Here is a 13,888-nt window from a genome sequence, read left to right as displayed (position 1 = left end):
AAATTATACAGTTTTAACCATAAAAAAATAAAATAAATGAGCACATTAGTAAACGATCTAAAAGGAAAATGGGAAGCTCTTAAAGCAGAAAATCCACATGTAAGAATAAGAAATGCAGCGGTAGAGCTTGGTGTAAGCGAGGCTGAATTATTATTAACAAACCTTGGGGAAGGCGTAACGGCCCTGAAGCCCGAGTTTCAAAACATCCTGACTGAAACTGAGCAGTTAGGAAAAGTGATGGCACTTACACGCAACGACGAATGCGTTCATGAGAGAAAAGGAACTTACCTGAACGGAGATTTCAGCAGCCCGCATGCGCAGCTTTTTGTAGGTGAAGACATTGATTTGAGAATTTTCCTTAATCACTGGAAATTTGCTTTTGCTGTGGTTGAAGGTGATAAAAAAAGCCTTCAGTTTTTCGGAAAAGACGGTTTGGCTTTACATAAAATTTATTTGACAAAAGACAGCAATGAGGCTGCTTTTGATATTATTGTTGAAAAATTCAAGGCTGAAGATCAAAATCAGGCTTTTGAATTTGAAGCAGCTGCCCCAAAAGCTCCTGAAAAAGCTGATTCCGAAATCGATTCTGAAGGTTTTAAAAAAGCATGGACAGAATTGAAGGATACGCACGATTTCTTTATGATGACAAGAAAATTCGGAGTAAGCAGAACCCAGGCGTTGAGATTGGCTCCGGAAGGTTTTGCTACAAAAATTGATAACGCAAAAGTGGTAAATGTTTTGGAAGATGCTTCTGAAAAGGGCCTTCCGATCATGATTTTTGTCGGAAACAGAGGAATTATCCAAATCCACACGGGAGAAATAAAGAAAACACTTTGGCACCAGCAGTGGTTTAACGTAATGGATCCTGATTTTAATTTACACCTTGATGTAACGAAAATTGCAGAAGCCTGGATTGTCAAAAAACCAACCGAAGACGGTGAAGTTACAGCTATTGAAGTCTTCAACAAAGAAGGTGACTTCATCGTGCAGTTCTTCGGAAAAAGAAAGCCCGGAATTCCTGAATTACGAGAGTGGAAAGACCTTGTAGCAGAATTGGGAAAATAAATAGTTAGATGATTTTAGAAGGCCGTTTTGTTTTTTGCAGGGCGGCTTTTTTTTCATTTAAACACAATTAATACAAATATTTTCTCACTAATCACACTAATTTTTAAAGCTATGTTTACTATTATTTGTGATATTTGTGAAAACAATTCGTGACATTAGTGTTTAAAAAATTCATTAAATAAATAAAAATGAAAAATATTTTCTTAGCCATATTATTGATAAGTTTCAATGTTATCAATGCTCAAAACTTTAAAGCCTATCAATTTTATGATCAAAAAGGAAAGGAAATTAAGACCGATAAATTAATCAAAGAACTGGCTGAATACGATGTTGTTTTCTTTGGTGAAAATCATAATAATTCCATCAATCACTGGCTGCAGCTTAAAATTACGGAAGCATTGTTTGAAAAGAAAAACGGACAGCTTATTTTAGGAGCCGAAATGTTTGAAAGAGATAATCAGCCTCCATTAAACCAATATTTGGACGGGAAATTTGATGCTAAAACATTGAAAGACTCTGCCCGTTTATGGAATAATTATACCACAGATTACAAGCCGTTGGTTGATTTCGCTAAAGCTAAAAAACTGAATTTTATAGCAACCAATATTCCCAGGAAATATGCTTCCCAGACCGCAAAAGAAGGCTTGGAATCGTTGAAAAACTTGCCCTCAAAAGAGAAAAATTACATCGCTCAATTGCCCATAAAAGTAACGCTGGAAACTCCCGGTTATCCTGAAATGAAAGCCATGATGGGAGATCATGCAGAAGGAACAAAGGTCATGAATTTTATCTCGGCACAAGCTATAAAAGACGCAACAATGGCCGAATCTATTCTGAAAAATTTTCAGGTTGGAAAAACTTTTATTCATTATAACGGAAATTATCACAGCAAGGAATTCGGTGGAATTTATTGGTATATCAAACAGAAAAACCCAAACCTGAAAATGGCGGTCATTTCTGTTTTTGAATCGGAAGATCCTGAATTAAAAGTTCCTGAAAAAGAGTATATTCCAACTAATTTTAATCTGATCATTCCGAGTGATATGACGAAGACTTTTTAAGGTTTATAATTTATGATGAAGGCTTCGGATCCGCTCAGCCCTCACATTTTAAATCACATTAATTATATTTGTAAAACATTCATCAGAAAATGAAAAAACTATCCCTTTTATTCATACTTTTCGTTGGTATAATTAATGCTCAGAAATTAACTTCTGCCGAAATTGCAATCATTAATCAAGGTGATAAAAATTCAGCGTTGCCCATTTTTCAGACAACCGATGACAATCAGCATAAAACACTTTTAACCCTTTCCACGGAAATTGATCCTGCAGATCCGAACACTGTAACTTTGGTTAAAAGAATGAAAGAATCTCTCTTGTCAACCGACGGCGGAGTAGGCATTGCTGCGCCACAAGTCGGAATTAACCGGAAAATTATTTGGGTGCAACGTTTTGATAAAGAGGGTGAACCGTTAGAATATTTTATCAATCCTGTAATTGTGTGGAGATCCGAACTACAGAATCTTGGTCCGGAAGGTGATTTATCAATTCCTGATTTTAGAGACCAGTTTTACAGAAGTAAGGTCATTCAATTGGAATATATTGACTTAAAAGGTCAGAAGTATTCAGAAATTGTAGAAGGCTTTACAGCCGTGATTTTTCAGCATGAAATTGACCATCTTTTCGGGATTTTAATTTCAGATAAAAAAGAAAAAGAGAAAAATGATTCTTATTTAAAAGTTGATGCTTTTAAGAAAAGTGATTCTAAGATGAGATAATTAAAGAATTTTAGAAAAATAAATACTGTATTTTAGCTCCCTTAATAAAGCAGACAGTTTAAGACTATTATTCTCATTTTTTAAGATAAATTTATCTGATATTACTATCTTGATTTTCTAATTTTAATATTTCAGATGTTATATAATGAATTTTAGCATTTTCAGGATCATTGAATTTACTTGAAAGTAATTTTGCGTAATAAAAATGAGCTTGTGAGAATTTTGGGTCTATTTCTAAAGCTTTTTCAAAAAATAATTTAGATTTCAAAATATCTTTTTCAAAATTTAATATTCCTAATCCTATATACGGTTGTGTATATAAATTATTAAATTTAATAGCTTCATTATAATAATGTTCAGCTAAGATTTCATTATCCATTTGTTTCATGTAAAAATTCCCAATATTATTCAATGTAATATGATCTTTAGGATTTATTTTTAATGCTTCTTTATAATGAAATTCGGCTTGATTAAAATCTTTAAACTCATGAATTAGTAGTACAGCAAAATTGCAATGAGCTTTAAAATTTTCTGAATTTAGCCTTAAACATTCTAAATAATTCTTTTTCGCTGCGTCAAAATTTTTAATTTTTGTATGAAATACAAATGATAAAGAATAATATATTGAATAAAGTTCTATATTACTTTCATTAGGTGAATAGTATTTTAAAGCTTCTTCATAATGAAAAATTGACTTAGAATAATTATTCATTTCGACTAATAAATTTGCGTAATTTGCGTGAGCTACCGAACACGTATAGTAATATTCTAAACTTTTCAAATAATTTTTCTCAGCTTCATCATAAAGTTTGTACTTTTCATGTTGAAGAAGAGCTAAATTTGTATAAGCAAGACTAGATTCTTGTGTATCTATTTCGATAGCCTTTTTGTATTCAATAATTGCTTCATCTATTAAACCTTGATTTTGTAAACAAATTCCTAGATTATTATAAATAATAGGATGTTTATTTTTTTCTAAAAGTTTATTAAATAGTAATTTTGCTTTTTCATATTTTGATTCATTAAGTGCAATATTAGCTTTTAAAAAAATAAAGCTTTCCTGATTAGGATTTTTTTCTAAAAGTTTATCGATTTCTATTTCTCTTTCTAATAAATCTTTAATTTGAGAAATTCTAATTATAAGATTTATTAAATCGTCTTTTAAAATTCCAATGTGTTCTAATAAAGGTTGATAATTTGCATTGTCGAGTTCTTGAAAACTTTTACAGTTAAGCTGTGTTATTGTTTGTGTAAAGATGTCGATAGAATCTCTTATCTTACTATAATCTCCAATTGTCTTAATGATTTCTTCTGTATTAGATAAGTTGTTAAGACTTTTAAGTTTAATATTTAAATCTTCAATTCTTTTTTCCCAATTTTTGATGAGATCGATGCGATCTTCAGCCTTAAATAATTTTGTGTTAGGTAGTATGACAGGTAAAATTTTTTTTGAAAACTCTTGTTGGTTTGTTATTATTTCTAAAACTTCTCTCATACAGTTGACAGAATTTAAATAACTATTACTTATTAATAACAATGCATAATCTTCATTTTTGATTCGTTTCATAAAATCAAAGATGTTATCTTTATATTCCAATTTAACATCTCTGACAATTTTTATACCTGAACAATTTAAATCATTTTCAATTTTATCAGCGACTTCAAAGTCTTGCCATGAATATGAAATAAAAATGGTTTTTTCAACTTTTGATTGGTTCATTTTATTTAATAGCTTTATTATTATTGCTTTTAAATCTATTATTCACCAATTCCGCTTCAAAAACATCCGCAAAATGCTTTCTGATTTTGGCTTTGATATCTTCCATTTCTTCGGGAGTCAAGTCTCTTTCAAGCTCTCTTTTTAAAGAAGTCACCTGCTTATCTTTGATTCCGCAAGGGATAATATACTCAAAATACCGCATATCAGTGTTTATATTCAATGCAAAACCGTGCAATGTTACCCAACGGGAAGCTTTTACACCCATCGCACAGATTTTTCTGGCGTAAGGCTTTCCAACATCCAGCCAAACGCCTGTTTCTCCGGGAGAACGCTCACCTTTAAGGCCGTATTCATTAATTGTCCGGATGATTACTTCTTCTAAATTTCTCATATATTTATGAATATCCGTGAAGAAATTTTCAAGATCTAAGATCGGATAACCAACAATTTGCCCGTAACCGTGATAGGTGATATCGCCACCACGATTGACTTTCACGAAGGTTGCATCAATTTCTTTTAACTGGTCAATTCCGGCCAGCATATTTTCTTCATGGCCGCTTTTTCCTAAGGTATAAACGTGAGGATGCTCTACTAAAAGAAAATGGTTGGGAGTTGTAATATGTTGTTCAGCAGGTAGTTCTCGATTTTTAATTTTGATGTCGATGATATCTTTCATCAGTTTTTCCTGATAATCCCAGGATGGCTGATATTCTTTTATACCTAAATCTTCGAATTCTACTGCTTTATTTTGATTTGTATTCATACCATTTTTTGATATACAAATTTAGTGATTTTTATGCTCTTATGGAATGGACAAAATCTATAGCTTTTTTCTTCCAATCTCTATTTTGTAGTAAAATATTCACAAAGGCAGTTCCGATGATTCCGCCGTCTGCTTTTTCGGTGACGTTTTCAAAATCCTGCTTTGATTTAATTCCAAAACCGATCATTACGGGGTTTTTTAAAGGAAGAGATGCTAATTTTGAAAGGTAGTTTTCATTTTTAAGTACTGTATTTTCATTTCCTGTTGTGGATGAAGAACTTACAGCATATAAGAACCCCGAACTCAGAGCATCCAAATACAAAATCCTTTCATCAGAAGTTTCAGGAGTTACCAAAAAAGTGAAATTCAGAGTGTATTTTTCTAAAATTTTCTGGTAATTTTTCTCAAATTCAATGGGCGGAAGATCAGGGATAATCAACCCAGAAACCCCGATTTCGGAACATTTTGCACAGAATTTTTCGAAGCCAAAACTCAAAACAGGATTAATATATCCCATTAAAATAACCGGAATTTTGATTTCATTTTTAATTGATTGTAATTGAGAAAAAAGTTTTTCAATTGTCATTCCGTTTTTTAACGCCAGTTCGTGGGCTTTCTGAATGACGGGTCCGTCCGCAACGGGATCAGAATAAGGCATTCCTATTTCCATCATATCAGCTCCGGAATCCTGTATTAATTTTATAATATCGAGAGTATCTTCCAGTTGCGGAATTCCTGCTGTGAAGTAAATGTTTAATTTTTTCATTTAAATTATTTAAAATTAAAGGAAAATAAATTTCTAGATTAAAAATTTTCTTTTCTAAAAGTCTTTGAAATAACAAAGTTGTTTTGATGTCAAATATGCGATCCGGCTTGAACGGAGCTCTTTTTATGAAGCAAAGCGCAATAAAAAAGCGGGAGTGGAAGACGGAATTTATCGCCCAAATATTATTGCAAATTCTTCAGATACGTTTCCATATCTTTATCGCCGCGGCCGCTCAGACAAATCACAATAATATCATTTTCATTAAATTTTTTCTTATCCAAAACCGCAAGAGCATGAGCACTTTCCAACGCCGGGATGATGCCTTCCAATTTTGTCAGCTCAAACGCAGATTTCAAAGCTTCGTCATCATTAATACTGAAAAATTCGGTACGTTTTTCTTTATATAAATGAGCATGAAAAGGCCCGATTCCCGGATAATCCAACCCGGCAGAGATTGAATGCGGCTCGATAACCTGACCGTCTTTTGTCTGCATTACCAAGCTTTTGCTTCCATGCAAAACGCCCAAAGTTCCCAGAAAAGTGGTCGCCGCCGATTTCCCGGAATCAACACCAAAACCGCCCGCTTCTGCAGCGATGAGTTGTACGTTTTTTTCATTCACAAAATGGTAGAAAGCTCCTGCTGCATTGCTTCCGCCACCAACACAGGCGATTACAAAATCAGGGTTTTCTCTTCCGATATGCTCGTAAAGCTGTTCTTTAATTTCTTTTGAAATGATACTCTGAAATCTCGCCACCAGATCAGGAAAAGGATGTGGGCCAACCACACTTCCGATCACATAATGAGTTGTTGTTGAGTTGTTTATCCAGTCTCTTAATGCTTCGTTTACAGCATCTTTCAATGTTTTTGAACCTGAAGTTGAGGGGATAACTTCAGCACCCAACATTTTCATTCTTGCGACATTCGGAGCTTGTCTTTGGATATCAATTTCTCCCATATAAACGATACATTCCAAATTAAGCAAAGCACACGCCGTTGCTGTTGCTACCCCATGTTGACCGGCACCTGTTTCTGCAATAATTCTACTTTTCCCCAGTCGTTTTGCCAATAGAACCTGTCCCAAAGCATTGTTGATTTTATGAGCTCCGGTATGGTTGAGGTCCTCTCTTTTTAAATATATTTTTGTGTTATATTTTTTACTTAAATTTTTAGCAAAGTAAAGAGGAGTTGCGCGTCCAACGTAATTTTTTAATAAATCCTGATATTCTCGTTGAAAATCTTCCGACTCGATAATTTCAAGATAATTCTTCTGCAGCTCTTCTACATTTGGATACAGCATTTCGGGAATGAAAGCACCTCCAAACTCGCCATAATATCCGTTTTTATCAGGGTTTTTATAATTCATTTTACAATTTTTAAATGTTAAGAAAGAGTCCCGAAGGGACGATTTAATACAGGATTGGATGTAATCCAATTAAACATATATCGAACAATCAATCCCATAAATATTTCTCATCATATTTAATTCTATGTTTTTCTAAAATTTCGAGCAATTCATCTTTAAAACTTTGTTGTTGATGTTGTTTCCGTTGATTCTTTATATAATTAATCGTCGGGAAAATATTTTTTTCACTGACAGAAAAAGCTCCGTACCCTTCCTGCCAAAAGAAATCTTCATATTTCCTTCCCTTTGTTTTTATCCATTTTGATGAATGTGCCTTAATTTCCTGAACCAATTTCATCAAAGCTATCTTTCTGGAAAGTAAGCAGAGAATATGAATGTGATTATCTGTTCCTCCAATTTGCAGGGCTGTGCTCTCAAAATCTTTACAAAGTATTGCGATGTAGGCAAATAATTCTTTTTCAATACTTTCATCGATAAAATCTTCCCTATGTTTTGTGCTAAAAATAATATGGACGTAGTTTTTTACTAATGATTGTGGCATCTGTTGTGTTTTTTTATAATTGGACTGCATCCAATCCTGTATTAAATCGTCCCTTCGGGACTCCTTTTTATATGTATTTTTTAAATTCTCTTATTTTATTAACATCTTTAAAACCTGCTTCAATTTCAAATTTTGAATTGATATCTAATGCAAAAGGTTTTTGGGTTAAAATTTTAATTTGATCGATATTTTCATCTGAAATTCCGCCGCTTAAAAAATAAGGAAGAGGAATTTCAATTTCGTTTAATAAAGTCCAGTCGAATTGTTTTCCTGTTCCTCCGAACGCTTTTGAATCGGTGTCAAACAGAAAGTAGTTGCTGGTTTTGAGTTGCTGGTTGACTTTTTGTTGAATTTCATTTCCTGCTTCTAACGTCCGGTTTCCAATCCTTATAACTTTGATAATTCCCGTTTCCGGTTTTAATTTTTCTCTTAATTCTGAAATAAAATTTTCGTCTTCATCGCCATGAAGCTGTATAAAATTCAGATTTGCTTTTCCTGCTATTTCTATAATTTTATCTAATTCTTCATTCACAAAAACTCCAATTTTTCCCTTATGGTTTAGTTTTGAAATATCTTCCAGGCTCAGATGATTTAAAGCATATCTTGGTGACTTTTCATAGAAAATGAATCCAAGAAAATCTGTTTCCATAGAAATTAATTCATGGATTTGATCAATTTGTGTTAAACCGCAGACCTTTAACTTCATAATACAACTTTTGTGAATTCTTCGAAAGCTTTTGCCGGATTTTCATTTTTCATGAAATATTCGCCCATTAAAAATCCGTCAAATTCTTTTTCTTTTAAATAATTAAAATCTTCAATAGAATAAATTCCGCTTTCGGCAACTGATAAAACACCTTTCGGAAGAAGATTTTTTAAATTGACGGAATGTTGTAAATCAACTTTAAAATCTTTTAAATTTCTATTATTAATTCCTACTAAATCAATTTTTTGGTTAAAATGTTTCAGTTCATCTTCAGTATGAATTTCCAGTAAAACCTCTAATCCTAATTCATGCGAAAATTCCGTAAATTCCTGAACCTGACTGGGAGAAAGACACGCAGCAATCAACAAAACGACATCCGCCCCGATGCTTTTTGCTTCATACAGCTGATATTCATCGATTATGAAATCTTTTCGCAGAATAGGAATATTGATATAATTTCTTACATTTAAAATATCCTGAAAACTTCCTCCAAAAAAATCTTTATCAGTAAGAATTGAAATTCCGCTTGCTCCGTATTTTTCATAGGCTGAAACCACTTCCAAAGAAGAAACTTTATCATTAATAATTCCTTTTGAAGGGGATTGCCTTTTAAATTCGGCAATAATTCCGTTTTTATTTTTTATGGATTCTTTTAATGAAAAATTTTCTCTTTCAAAAAAGGCTGATTTTTTTAAATTTTCAATAGAGATTTTTGATTTTGAGAAAGTTATTTCTTCTTTTTTTCTTTCTGTAATTTTATCTAAAATTGTCATTTGTATCTGTGTTTTTTATTTATATTGTCATTTCGAATGAAACGTAGTGGAGTGAGAAATCTATTCTATTGTTTCATTTAAAAAGTCCCAATTTGGATTAAAATTATTTATTAATTTATCTTTTTTTATTCTTGAATAGCCTTTAATTTGTTTTTCTCGAGCAATTGATTGTTCAACATCCTGAAAATGTTCATAATAAATTAGATAAAAGCATTTATATTTTGTTGTGAAATGAAATTTATCTTCTACTACGGGATTTTTATTCCAATATAATCTGGTTTTTAAATCGTTTGTTATGCCCTATATAAAGAACTGTTTTATGATGATGTTTAAAATAGATTCTTCACTCCACTGCGCTTCGTTCTGAATGACAAGACAGGAAATAAAAATTCATTTATAACTGATAATTTTAATCTATTCCAACAGCAATTCCAGGCTTTTCAATGCTTTCCCGCTTTGCAGACTTTCCTTAGCCAATAAAAGGCAGTCATCATAACTCCCAAATTTATTAGTGTGATGAAGTGCGACTGCGGCATTCGCCAACACAACAGAATTTTGTTGTTTTGTTCCTTTTCCCTGTAAAATATTCATGAAAATTTTTGCTGTTTCCTGAGTTGTTTCGCCCGCTTTTATACTTTCAGGGGTAATGGAATCAAAGCCTAAATCTTCAGTTGAATAAACTTCTTCACCCTTTTTAGTGATGATTTTAGTGTCATGAGTTAAGCTGATTTCGTCATATCCGTCTAAGCCATGAACTAAAATAAAGTCCCTATTTTCTTTCTGCAGGAGATATTGATAAATTCGGGCGATCTCTAAATTATAAACTCCGATCATTGAAAACTGAGGCTTCGCGGGATTGACTAACGGACCAAGCAAATTGAAAAAAGTTCGCAATCCCAAAGATCTTCTCAGAGCGCCGACCGATTGTAAAGCGGGATGAAAATAAGGCGCATGGAGAAAGCAGATATTGGTTTTTTCGAGGTCTTTATTCAACATTTCGGAATCATTTTTAAAAATATAGCCTAATTCTTCCATTATATTTGACGATCCGGTAATGGTTGAAGCTCCGTAATTTCCGTGTTTAACCACCTTCTGGCCGGCTCCGGCGACCACAAAGCTTGCCAGCGTTGAAATATTGATCGTATTTTTTCCGTCGCCTCCGGTTCCGACAATGTCTATAGCATCATTCGTTTCTAAAATTACGGGAATTGCCATCTGTAAAAGAGCCTCCCGGAAACCTTCCAGCTCTTTTAGCGTGATATTTCGCATCAAAAAAACGCTTATAAACGCGGTAACTTCAATAACATTGAATTTATTTTGGGCAATTTCAATCATAATTGCTTTTGCCTCAGATTTAGACAAAGTATGATGATTAAAAAGATATTGTAATATTTCCTTCATTTGTATAGTTTTTATAGATAATAAACACCCTTTTATTTAATTTAAAAGAAAGTTTCTAATGATAATTTCTCCGTCAGGTGTTAAAATACTTTCAGGATGAAATTGGACGCCGTGCACATCATATGTTTTGTGCTGCAATGCCATGATCATTCCGTCTTTGTCTATTGCTGTGATTTCCAGCTCGTTTGGAAAATCTTCCGGATTTACTGCCCAACTGTGATATCTTCCGACTTCCATTCCGGAGGACAGATTTTTAAAAATTTTAGTATCATTTTTTACAAAGTCTGCGGAAGTTGCCACCCCGTGAAAAATTTCAGAAAGATTAATCAGACTTCCTCCAAAAGCTTCTGCAATCGCCTGCTGACCAAGACAAACTCCCAAAATACTTTTTGTGGGCGCATATTTTTTAATCAAATCTAATAAAATACCCGCTTCTTCAGGAATTCCCGGGCCTGGGGAAAGGATAATTTTATCATATTTTGCAATTTCTTCCAAAGTAATTTCATCGTTTCTGATTACGTCCACTTTTTCATTTAAAATCCGTTCTATAATCTGCACGAGATTATAGGTAAAGCTGTCATAATTATCAAAAACTAAAACTTTAGTTTCAGGATTTGTATGTTGTATATTATTGTTCATTTTTTTAATTTTAATGATTATAAACCAGTTTTTCTGCTTTTTCAACAGCTTTTTTCAGTGCATTTAATTTGTTGTTAACTTCCTGCAACTCGCTTTCGGGATTGGATTTTGCAACCAAGCCTGCTCCAGCCTGATAATATAAGGTGTTGTTTTTACTTAAAAATGTGCGGATCATAATGGCCTGATTGCATTCACCATTTAAACCGATGATTCCGATGCAGCCTCCGTAATATCCACGCGAATCTTTTTCATATTGATTGATTAACTGTAGCGCTCTATGTTTGGGAGCACCACTCAAAGTCCCTTGCGGAAAGGTTGTGGCAACCATTTCAAACGGATTGGTTTTTTCGGGTAATTCTGCAGTAACCTCGCTTACCATATGAATAACGTGTGAAAAAAGCTGGATTTCTTTTAATTTGGTAACCGTCACATTTTTTCCGATTTTCCCTAAGTCATTTCGGGCCAAATCGACCAGCATGGTGTGTTCGGCATTTTCTTTAGCATTGGCTTTTAATTCTTCAACAGACTGTAAATCAGTCTCAAAATGCCCGGTTCTTTTAAAAGTTCCGGCAATCGGATGAATAATTGCTTTGTTATTTTTTATAATTAACTGACTTTCAGGGCTTGATCCGAATAATTTATAATTTCCGTAATCAAAAAAGAATAAATAGGGTGACGGATTGATATTTCTCAAGGCACGGTAAACATTGAATTCATCACCCTGGAATTTCTGTTCAAATCTTCTGCTCAGCACCAATTGAAAAACATCGCCTCTCATGCAGTGTTTCTGCGCAGTTTCTACCAATTTGATGTATTCTTCATCCGTAAGATTCGAAGTTTCTTTTCCGTTTTTTTGGAAAGGATAAATGACGGAATTTTGATTTTTAATGATGCTTTCAAGCAAATATAACTCGGATTTTACATCTTCAAGCTGATTTTCAATAATATGCATTTCATCATTATAATGATTGATCGCAATGACATATTGGTACAACCTGTAGCGGAGAATCGGGATTTCAACTTCCGGACTTTGTGGTTTAAATTTCACATTTTCAAAGAATTGTACCGCTTCAAAACTCGTATATCCGAAAAGGCTTTGAGCCGTTTGCTCTACAGGATCATCTGTTTTTTCACATTCAAAAATATTGGTGAAATTTTCAAAAACATCCGCAATTTTATGTTCGATAATGAATTGTCTGATAGGCTCTTGTCTGGGAAGCTTTATTTCAAATTCATTTAAATTCTTAATTTCGATACCTGCAACAGCGTTGATAGCGATAAATGAAAAATTATTGTCAATATTTTTAGAATCAGCACTTTCCAAAAGAATGGTATCCCTGAATTTGTCACGGATCTGTAAATACATATTCATCGGGGTTTGAAGGTCACCCAATGTTTTTTTGGAAACGGTTTTTATTTTTATCTTTTTGTTAAACATTTGTAGTTTTATTATAGATGAATTTATAAATAAAAAAGACTTTAACGAATTTCGTCAAAGTCTTGTATATATTTTGAATATTATTTCTGCTGATTAACAACATGACAATACCTCCAGACCCGACGAAGAGTTTGAAAGCCACCACCAATTATTGTTGTTCATTGTAAACATGTGACAAATGTAGAAATTTTTTTTATACAAAAACAAATAATTCTGAAATTAAAAAAACTTAAAATCTTTTATTTTTTCATTTTGTTTTGTTTTTTCAGTTCATCAAGCTTCATTTTGTATTTCGGATCGTCGTAATTTTTTAAATAATTTTCAAGTGCAGCAATATATTCTTCCACAAATTCTTTATTGCCAGGATCAGCATCATATTTAATCTTTGCTGAATTTACAGGAGCCTGTAATTCATACTTTTGAAGGATTTTACCTTCATCCGACTGATCGTAAAGAATGACAATATTTTTTTCATATCCCGGAATATATTTTACAGGAAAAGGCTTGTCAACCTGTGGAATTCTGATGGCATTTTCTATAGGATAAATCGCAGCAGACATCGTTGAAAAGGAAGTCGAAACATATTTTCCGTCCTGTTTCTTGACAATGGCTTCATAATCATGAATATACTGATCATTCAACGTAGAATTGGTTTCAACATCAGAAGTAATAATTGCAGTGCTTTCAATACCATATTTATTTAAGAACCAAGCATTTAAAAACTGTCCGGCAAAACCATTTAATATCGCTAGGGGAATAATAGGAATCAAAAACAAGGGCTTTTTAGTCACCGTTGCAAGCAAACCAAAGACTAAAAACAGAATAATCACAGTATAAAAACCATGATGGCTTGTGAAAAACAGGATTTTTGAAAGGCTGACCATAGCTTGAATTTAAAAATGAAGTTAAATATAATCATTATTAATAATAAA

At 32.9% G+C, this 13,888-nt stretch carries 15 protein-coding genes; 3 read left to right on the top strand and 12 right to left on the bottom strand.

Features of this window, described 5'->3' with window-relative positions; translation table 11 throughout:
• The first annotated feature begins 36 nt into the window (after positions 1–36).
• The 3 genes from BLT04_RS01190 (at position 37) to BLT04_RS01180 (ending at position 2,845) form a co-directional block, all read left to right on the top strand.
• Entirely contained in the window at positions 37–1,065 is a 1,029-nt protein-coding gene (locus BLT04_RS01190; RefSeq protein WP_089752872.1) for a hemin-degrading factor, read from the top strand.
• A 188-nt stretch (positions 1,066–1,253) separates the two neighbouring features.
• Positions 1,254–2,126, top strand: coding sequence for a ChaN family lipoprotein (locus BLT04_RS01185; RefSeq protein WP_089752870.1), 873 nt, complete (start codon positions 1,254–1,256; stop codon positions 2,124–2,126).
• An 89-nt stretch (positions 2,127–2,215) separates the two neighbouring features.
• Entirely contained in the window at positions 2,216–2,845 is a 630-nt protein-coding gene (locus BLT04_RS01180) for a peptide deformylase (RefSeq protein ID WP_089752866.1), read from the top strand.
• A 91-nt stretch (positions 2,846–2,936) separates the two neighbouring features.
• Here BLT04_RS01180 and BLT04_RS01175 read toward each other — a convergent pair whose 3' ends face one another.
• The 12 genes from BLT04_RS01175 to BLT04_RS01120 all read right to left on the bottom strand — a co-directional run bounded on the left by BLT04_RS01175 (position 2,937) and on the right by BLT04_RS01120 (position 13,840).
• A complete protein-coding gene (locus BLT04_RS01175; RefSeq protein WP_089752864.1) occupies positions 2,937–4,565 on the bottom strand; it encodes a TIR domain-containing protein in 1,629 nt (542 codons plus the stop codon).
• Position 4,566: 1 nt separating this feature from the next.
• Positions 4,567–5,328, bottom strand: coding sequence for a lipoyl(octanoyl) transferase LipB (gene lipB / locus BLT04_RS01170; RefSeq protein WP_089752862.1), 762 nt, complete (start codon positions 5,326–5,328; stop codon positions 4,567–4,569).
• Positions 5,329–5,359: 31 nt separating this feature from the next.
• Complete coding sequence (trpA, locus tag BLT04_RS01165; RefSeq protein WP_089752860.1) at positions 5,360–6,094, bottom strand: tryptophan synthase subunit alpha; 735 nt, start codon at positions 6,092–6,094, stop codon at positions 5,360–5,362.
• Positions 6,095–6,276: 182 nt separating this feature from the next.
• Positions 6,277–7,458, bottom strand: coding sequence for a tryptophan synthase subunit beta (gene trpB / locus BLT04_RS01160; protein ID WP_089752858.1), 1,182 nt, complete (start codon positions 7,456–7,458; stop codon positions 6,277–6,279).
• A gap of 88 nt (positions 7,459–7,546) precedes the next feature.
• On the bottom strand, positions 7,547–7,999 hold the full coding sequence (gene tnpA, locus BLT04_RS01155) for an IS200/IS605 family transposase (protein WP_089754164.1): 453 nt from the start codon (positions 7,997–7,999) through the stop codon (positions 7,547–7,549).
• A 67-nt stretch (positions 8,000–8,066) separates the two neighbouring features.
• The gene (locus BLT04_RS01150) at positions 8,067–8,705 is read right to left on the bottom strand and encodes a phosphoribosylanthranilate isomerase (protein ID WP_089752856.1); all 639 of its coding nucleotides are present in this window, start codon (positions 8,703–8,705) and stop codon (positions 8,067–8,069) included.
• Positions 8,702–9,478, bottom strand: coding sequence for an indole-3-glycerol phosphate synthase TrpC (gene trpC, locus BLT04_RS01145; RefSeq protein ID WP_089752854.1), 777 nt, complete (start codon positions 9,476–9,478; stop codon positions 8,702–8,704). Before trpC ends, BLT04_RS01150 begins: the two co-directional genes overlap by 4 nt.
• 60 nt (positions 9,479–9,538) lie before the next feature.
• Entirely contained in the window at positions 9,539–9,775 is a 237-nt protein-coding gene (locus BLT04_RS19160) for a GIY-YIG nuclease family protein (protein ID WP_394331108.1), read from the bottom strand.
• A gap of 117 nt (positions 9,776–9,892) precedes the next feature.
• A complete protein-coding gene (gene trpD / locus BLT04_RS01135; protein WP_089752852.1) occupies positions 9,893–10,879 on the bottom strand; it encodes an anthranilate phosphoribosyltransferase in 987 nt (328 codons plus the stop codon).
• Between the two features lie 36 nt (positions 10,880–10,915).
• Positions 10,916–11,518, bottom strand: a complete 603-nt coding sequence (locus BLT04_RS01130) for an anthranilate synthase component II (protein WP_089754162.1) — start codon at positions 11,516–11,518, stop codon at positions 10,916–10,918.
• Between the two features lie 10 nt (positions 11,519–11,528).
• Positions 11,529–12,956: an anthranilate synthase component I family protein gene (locus tag BLT04_RS01125; RefSeq protein ID WP_089752851.1), complete on the bottom strand. Its 1,428-nt coding sequence runs from the start codon at positions 12,954–12,956 to the stop codon at positions 11,529–11,531.
• A gap of 239 nt (positions 12,957–13,195) precedes the next feature.
• The gene (locus BLT04_RS01120) at positions 13,196–13,840 is read right to left on the bottom strand and encodes a hypothetical protein (protein WP_089752849.1); all 645 of its coding nucleotides are present in this window, start codon (positions 13,838–13,840) and stop codon (positions 13,196–13,198) included.
• Between the last annotated feature and the right edge of the window lie 48 nt (positions 13,841–13,888).

Origin of the sequence: Chryseobacterium soldanellicola (assembly GCF_900100115.1) — a bacterium.
Taxonomy (GTDB): Bacteria; Bacteroidota; Bacteroidia; order Flavobacteriales; family Weeksellaceae; genus Chryseobacterium; species Chryseobacterium soldanellicola.
Note: the sequence above shows the minus strand (reverse complement) of the source record. Positions and strands in the feature narration are given on the sequence as shown.

Excerpts from the sequence above, each read along its gene's own strand:
- BLT04_RS01190 (WP_089752872.1), top strand. The coding sequence starts at position 37 with ATGAGCACATTAGTAAACGATCTAAAAGGAAAATGGGAAGCTCTTAAA.
- BLT04_RS01185 (WP_089752870.1), top strand. The coding sequence starts at position 1,254 with ATGAAAAATATTTTCTTAGCCATATTATTGATAAGTTTCAATGTTATC.
- BLT04_RS01180 (WP_089752866.1), top strand. The coding sequence starts at position 2,216 with ATGAAAAAACTATCCCTTTTATTCATACTTTTCGTTGGTATAATTAAT.
- BLT04_RS01175 (WP_089752864.1), bottom strand. The coding sequence starts at position 4,565 with ATGAACCAATCAAAAGTTGAAAAAACCATTTTTATTTCATATTCATGG.
- lipB (WP_089752862.1), bottom strand. The coding sequence starts at position 5,328 with ATGAATACAAATCAAAATAAAGCAGTAGAATTCGAAGATTTAGGTATA.
- trpA (WP_089752860.1), bottom strand. The coding sequence starts at position 6,094 with ATGAAAAAATTAAACATTTACTTCACAGCAGGAATTCCGCAACTGGAA.
- trpB (WP_089752858.1), bottom strand. The coding sequence starts at position 7,458 with ATGAATTATAAAAACCCTGATAAAAACGGATATTATGGCGAGTTTGGA.
- tnpA (WP_089754164.1), bottom strand. The coding sequence starts at position 7,999 with ATGCCACAATCATTAGTAAAAAACTACGTCCATATTATTTTTAGCACA.
- BLT04_RS01150 (WP_089752856.1), bottom strand. The coding sequence starts at position 8,705 with ATGAAGTTAAAGGTCTGCGGTTTAACACAAATTGATCAAATCCATGAA.
- trpC (WP_089752854.1), bottom strand. The coding sequence starts at position 9,478 with ATGACAATTTTAGATAAAATTACAGAAAGAAAAAAAGAAGAAATAACT.
- trpD (WP_089752852.1), bottom strand. The coding sequence starts at position 10,879 with ATGAAGGAAATATTACAATATCTTTTTAATCATCATACTTTGTCTAAA.
- BLT04_RS01130 (WP_089754162.1), bottom strand. The coding sequence starts at position 11,518 with ATGAACAATAATATACAACATACAAATCCTGAAACTAAAGTTTTAGTT.
- BLT04_RS01125 (WP_089752851.1), bottom strand. The coding sequence starts at position 12,956 with ATGTTTAACAAAAAGATAAAAATAAAAACCGTTTCCAAAAAAACATTG.
- BLT04_RS01120 (WP_089752849.1), bottom strand. The coding sequence starts at position 13,840 with ATGGTCAGCCTTTCAAAAATCCTGTTTTTCACAAGCCATCATGGTTTT.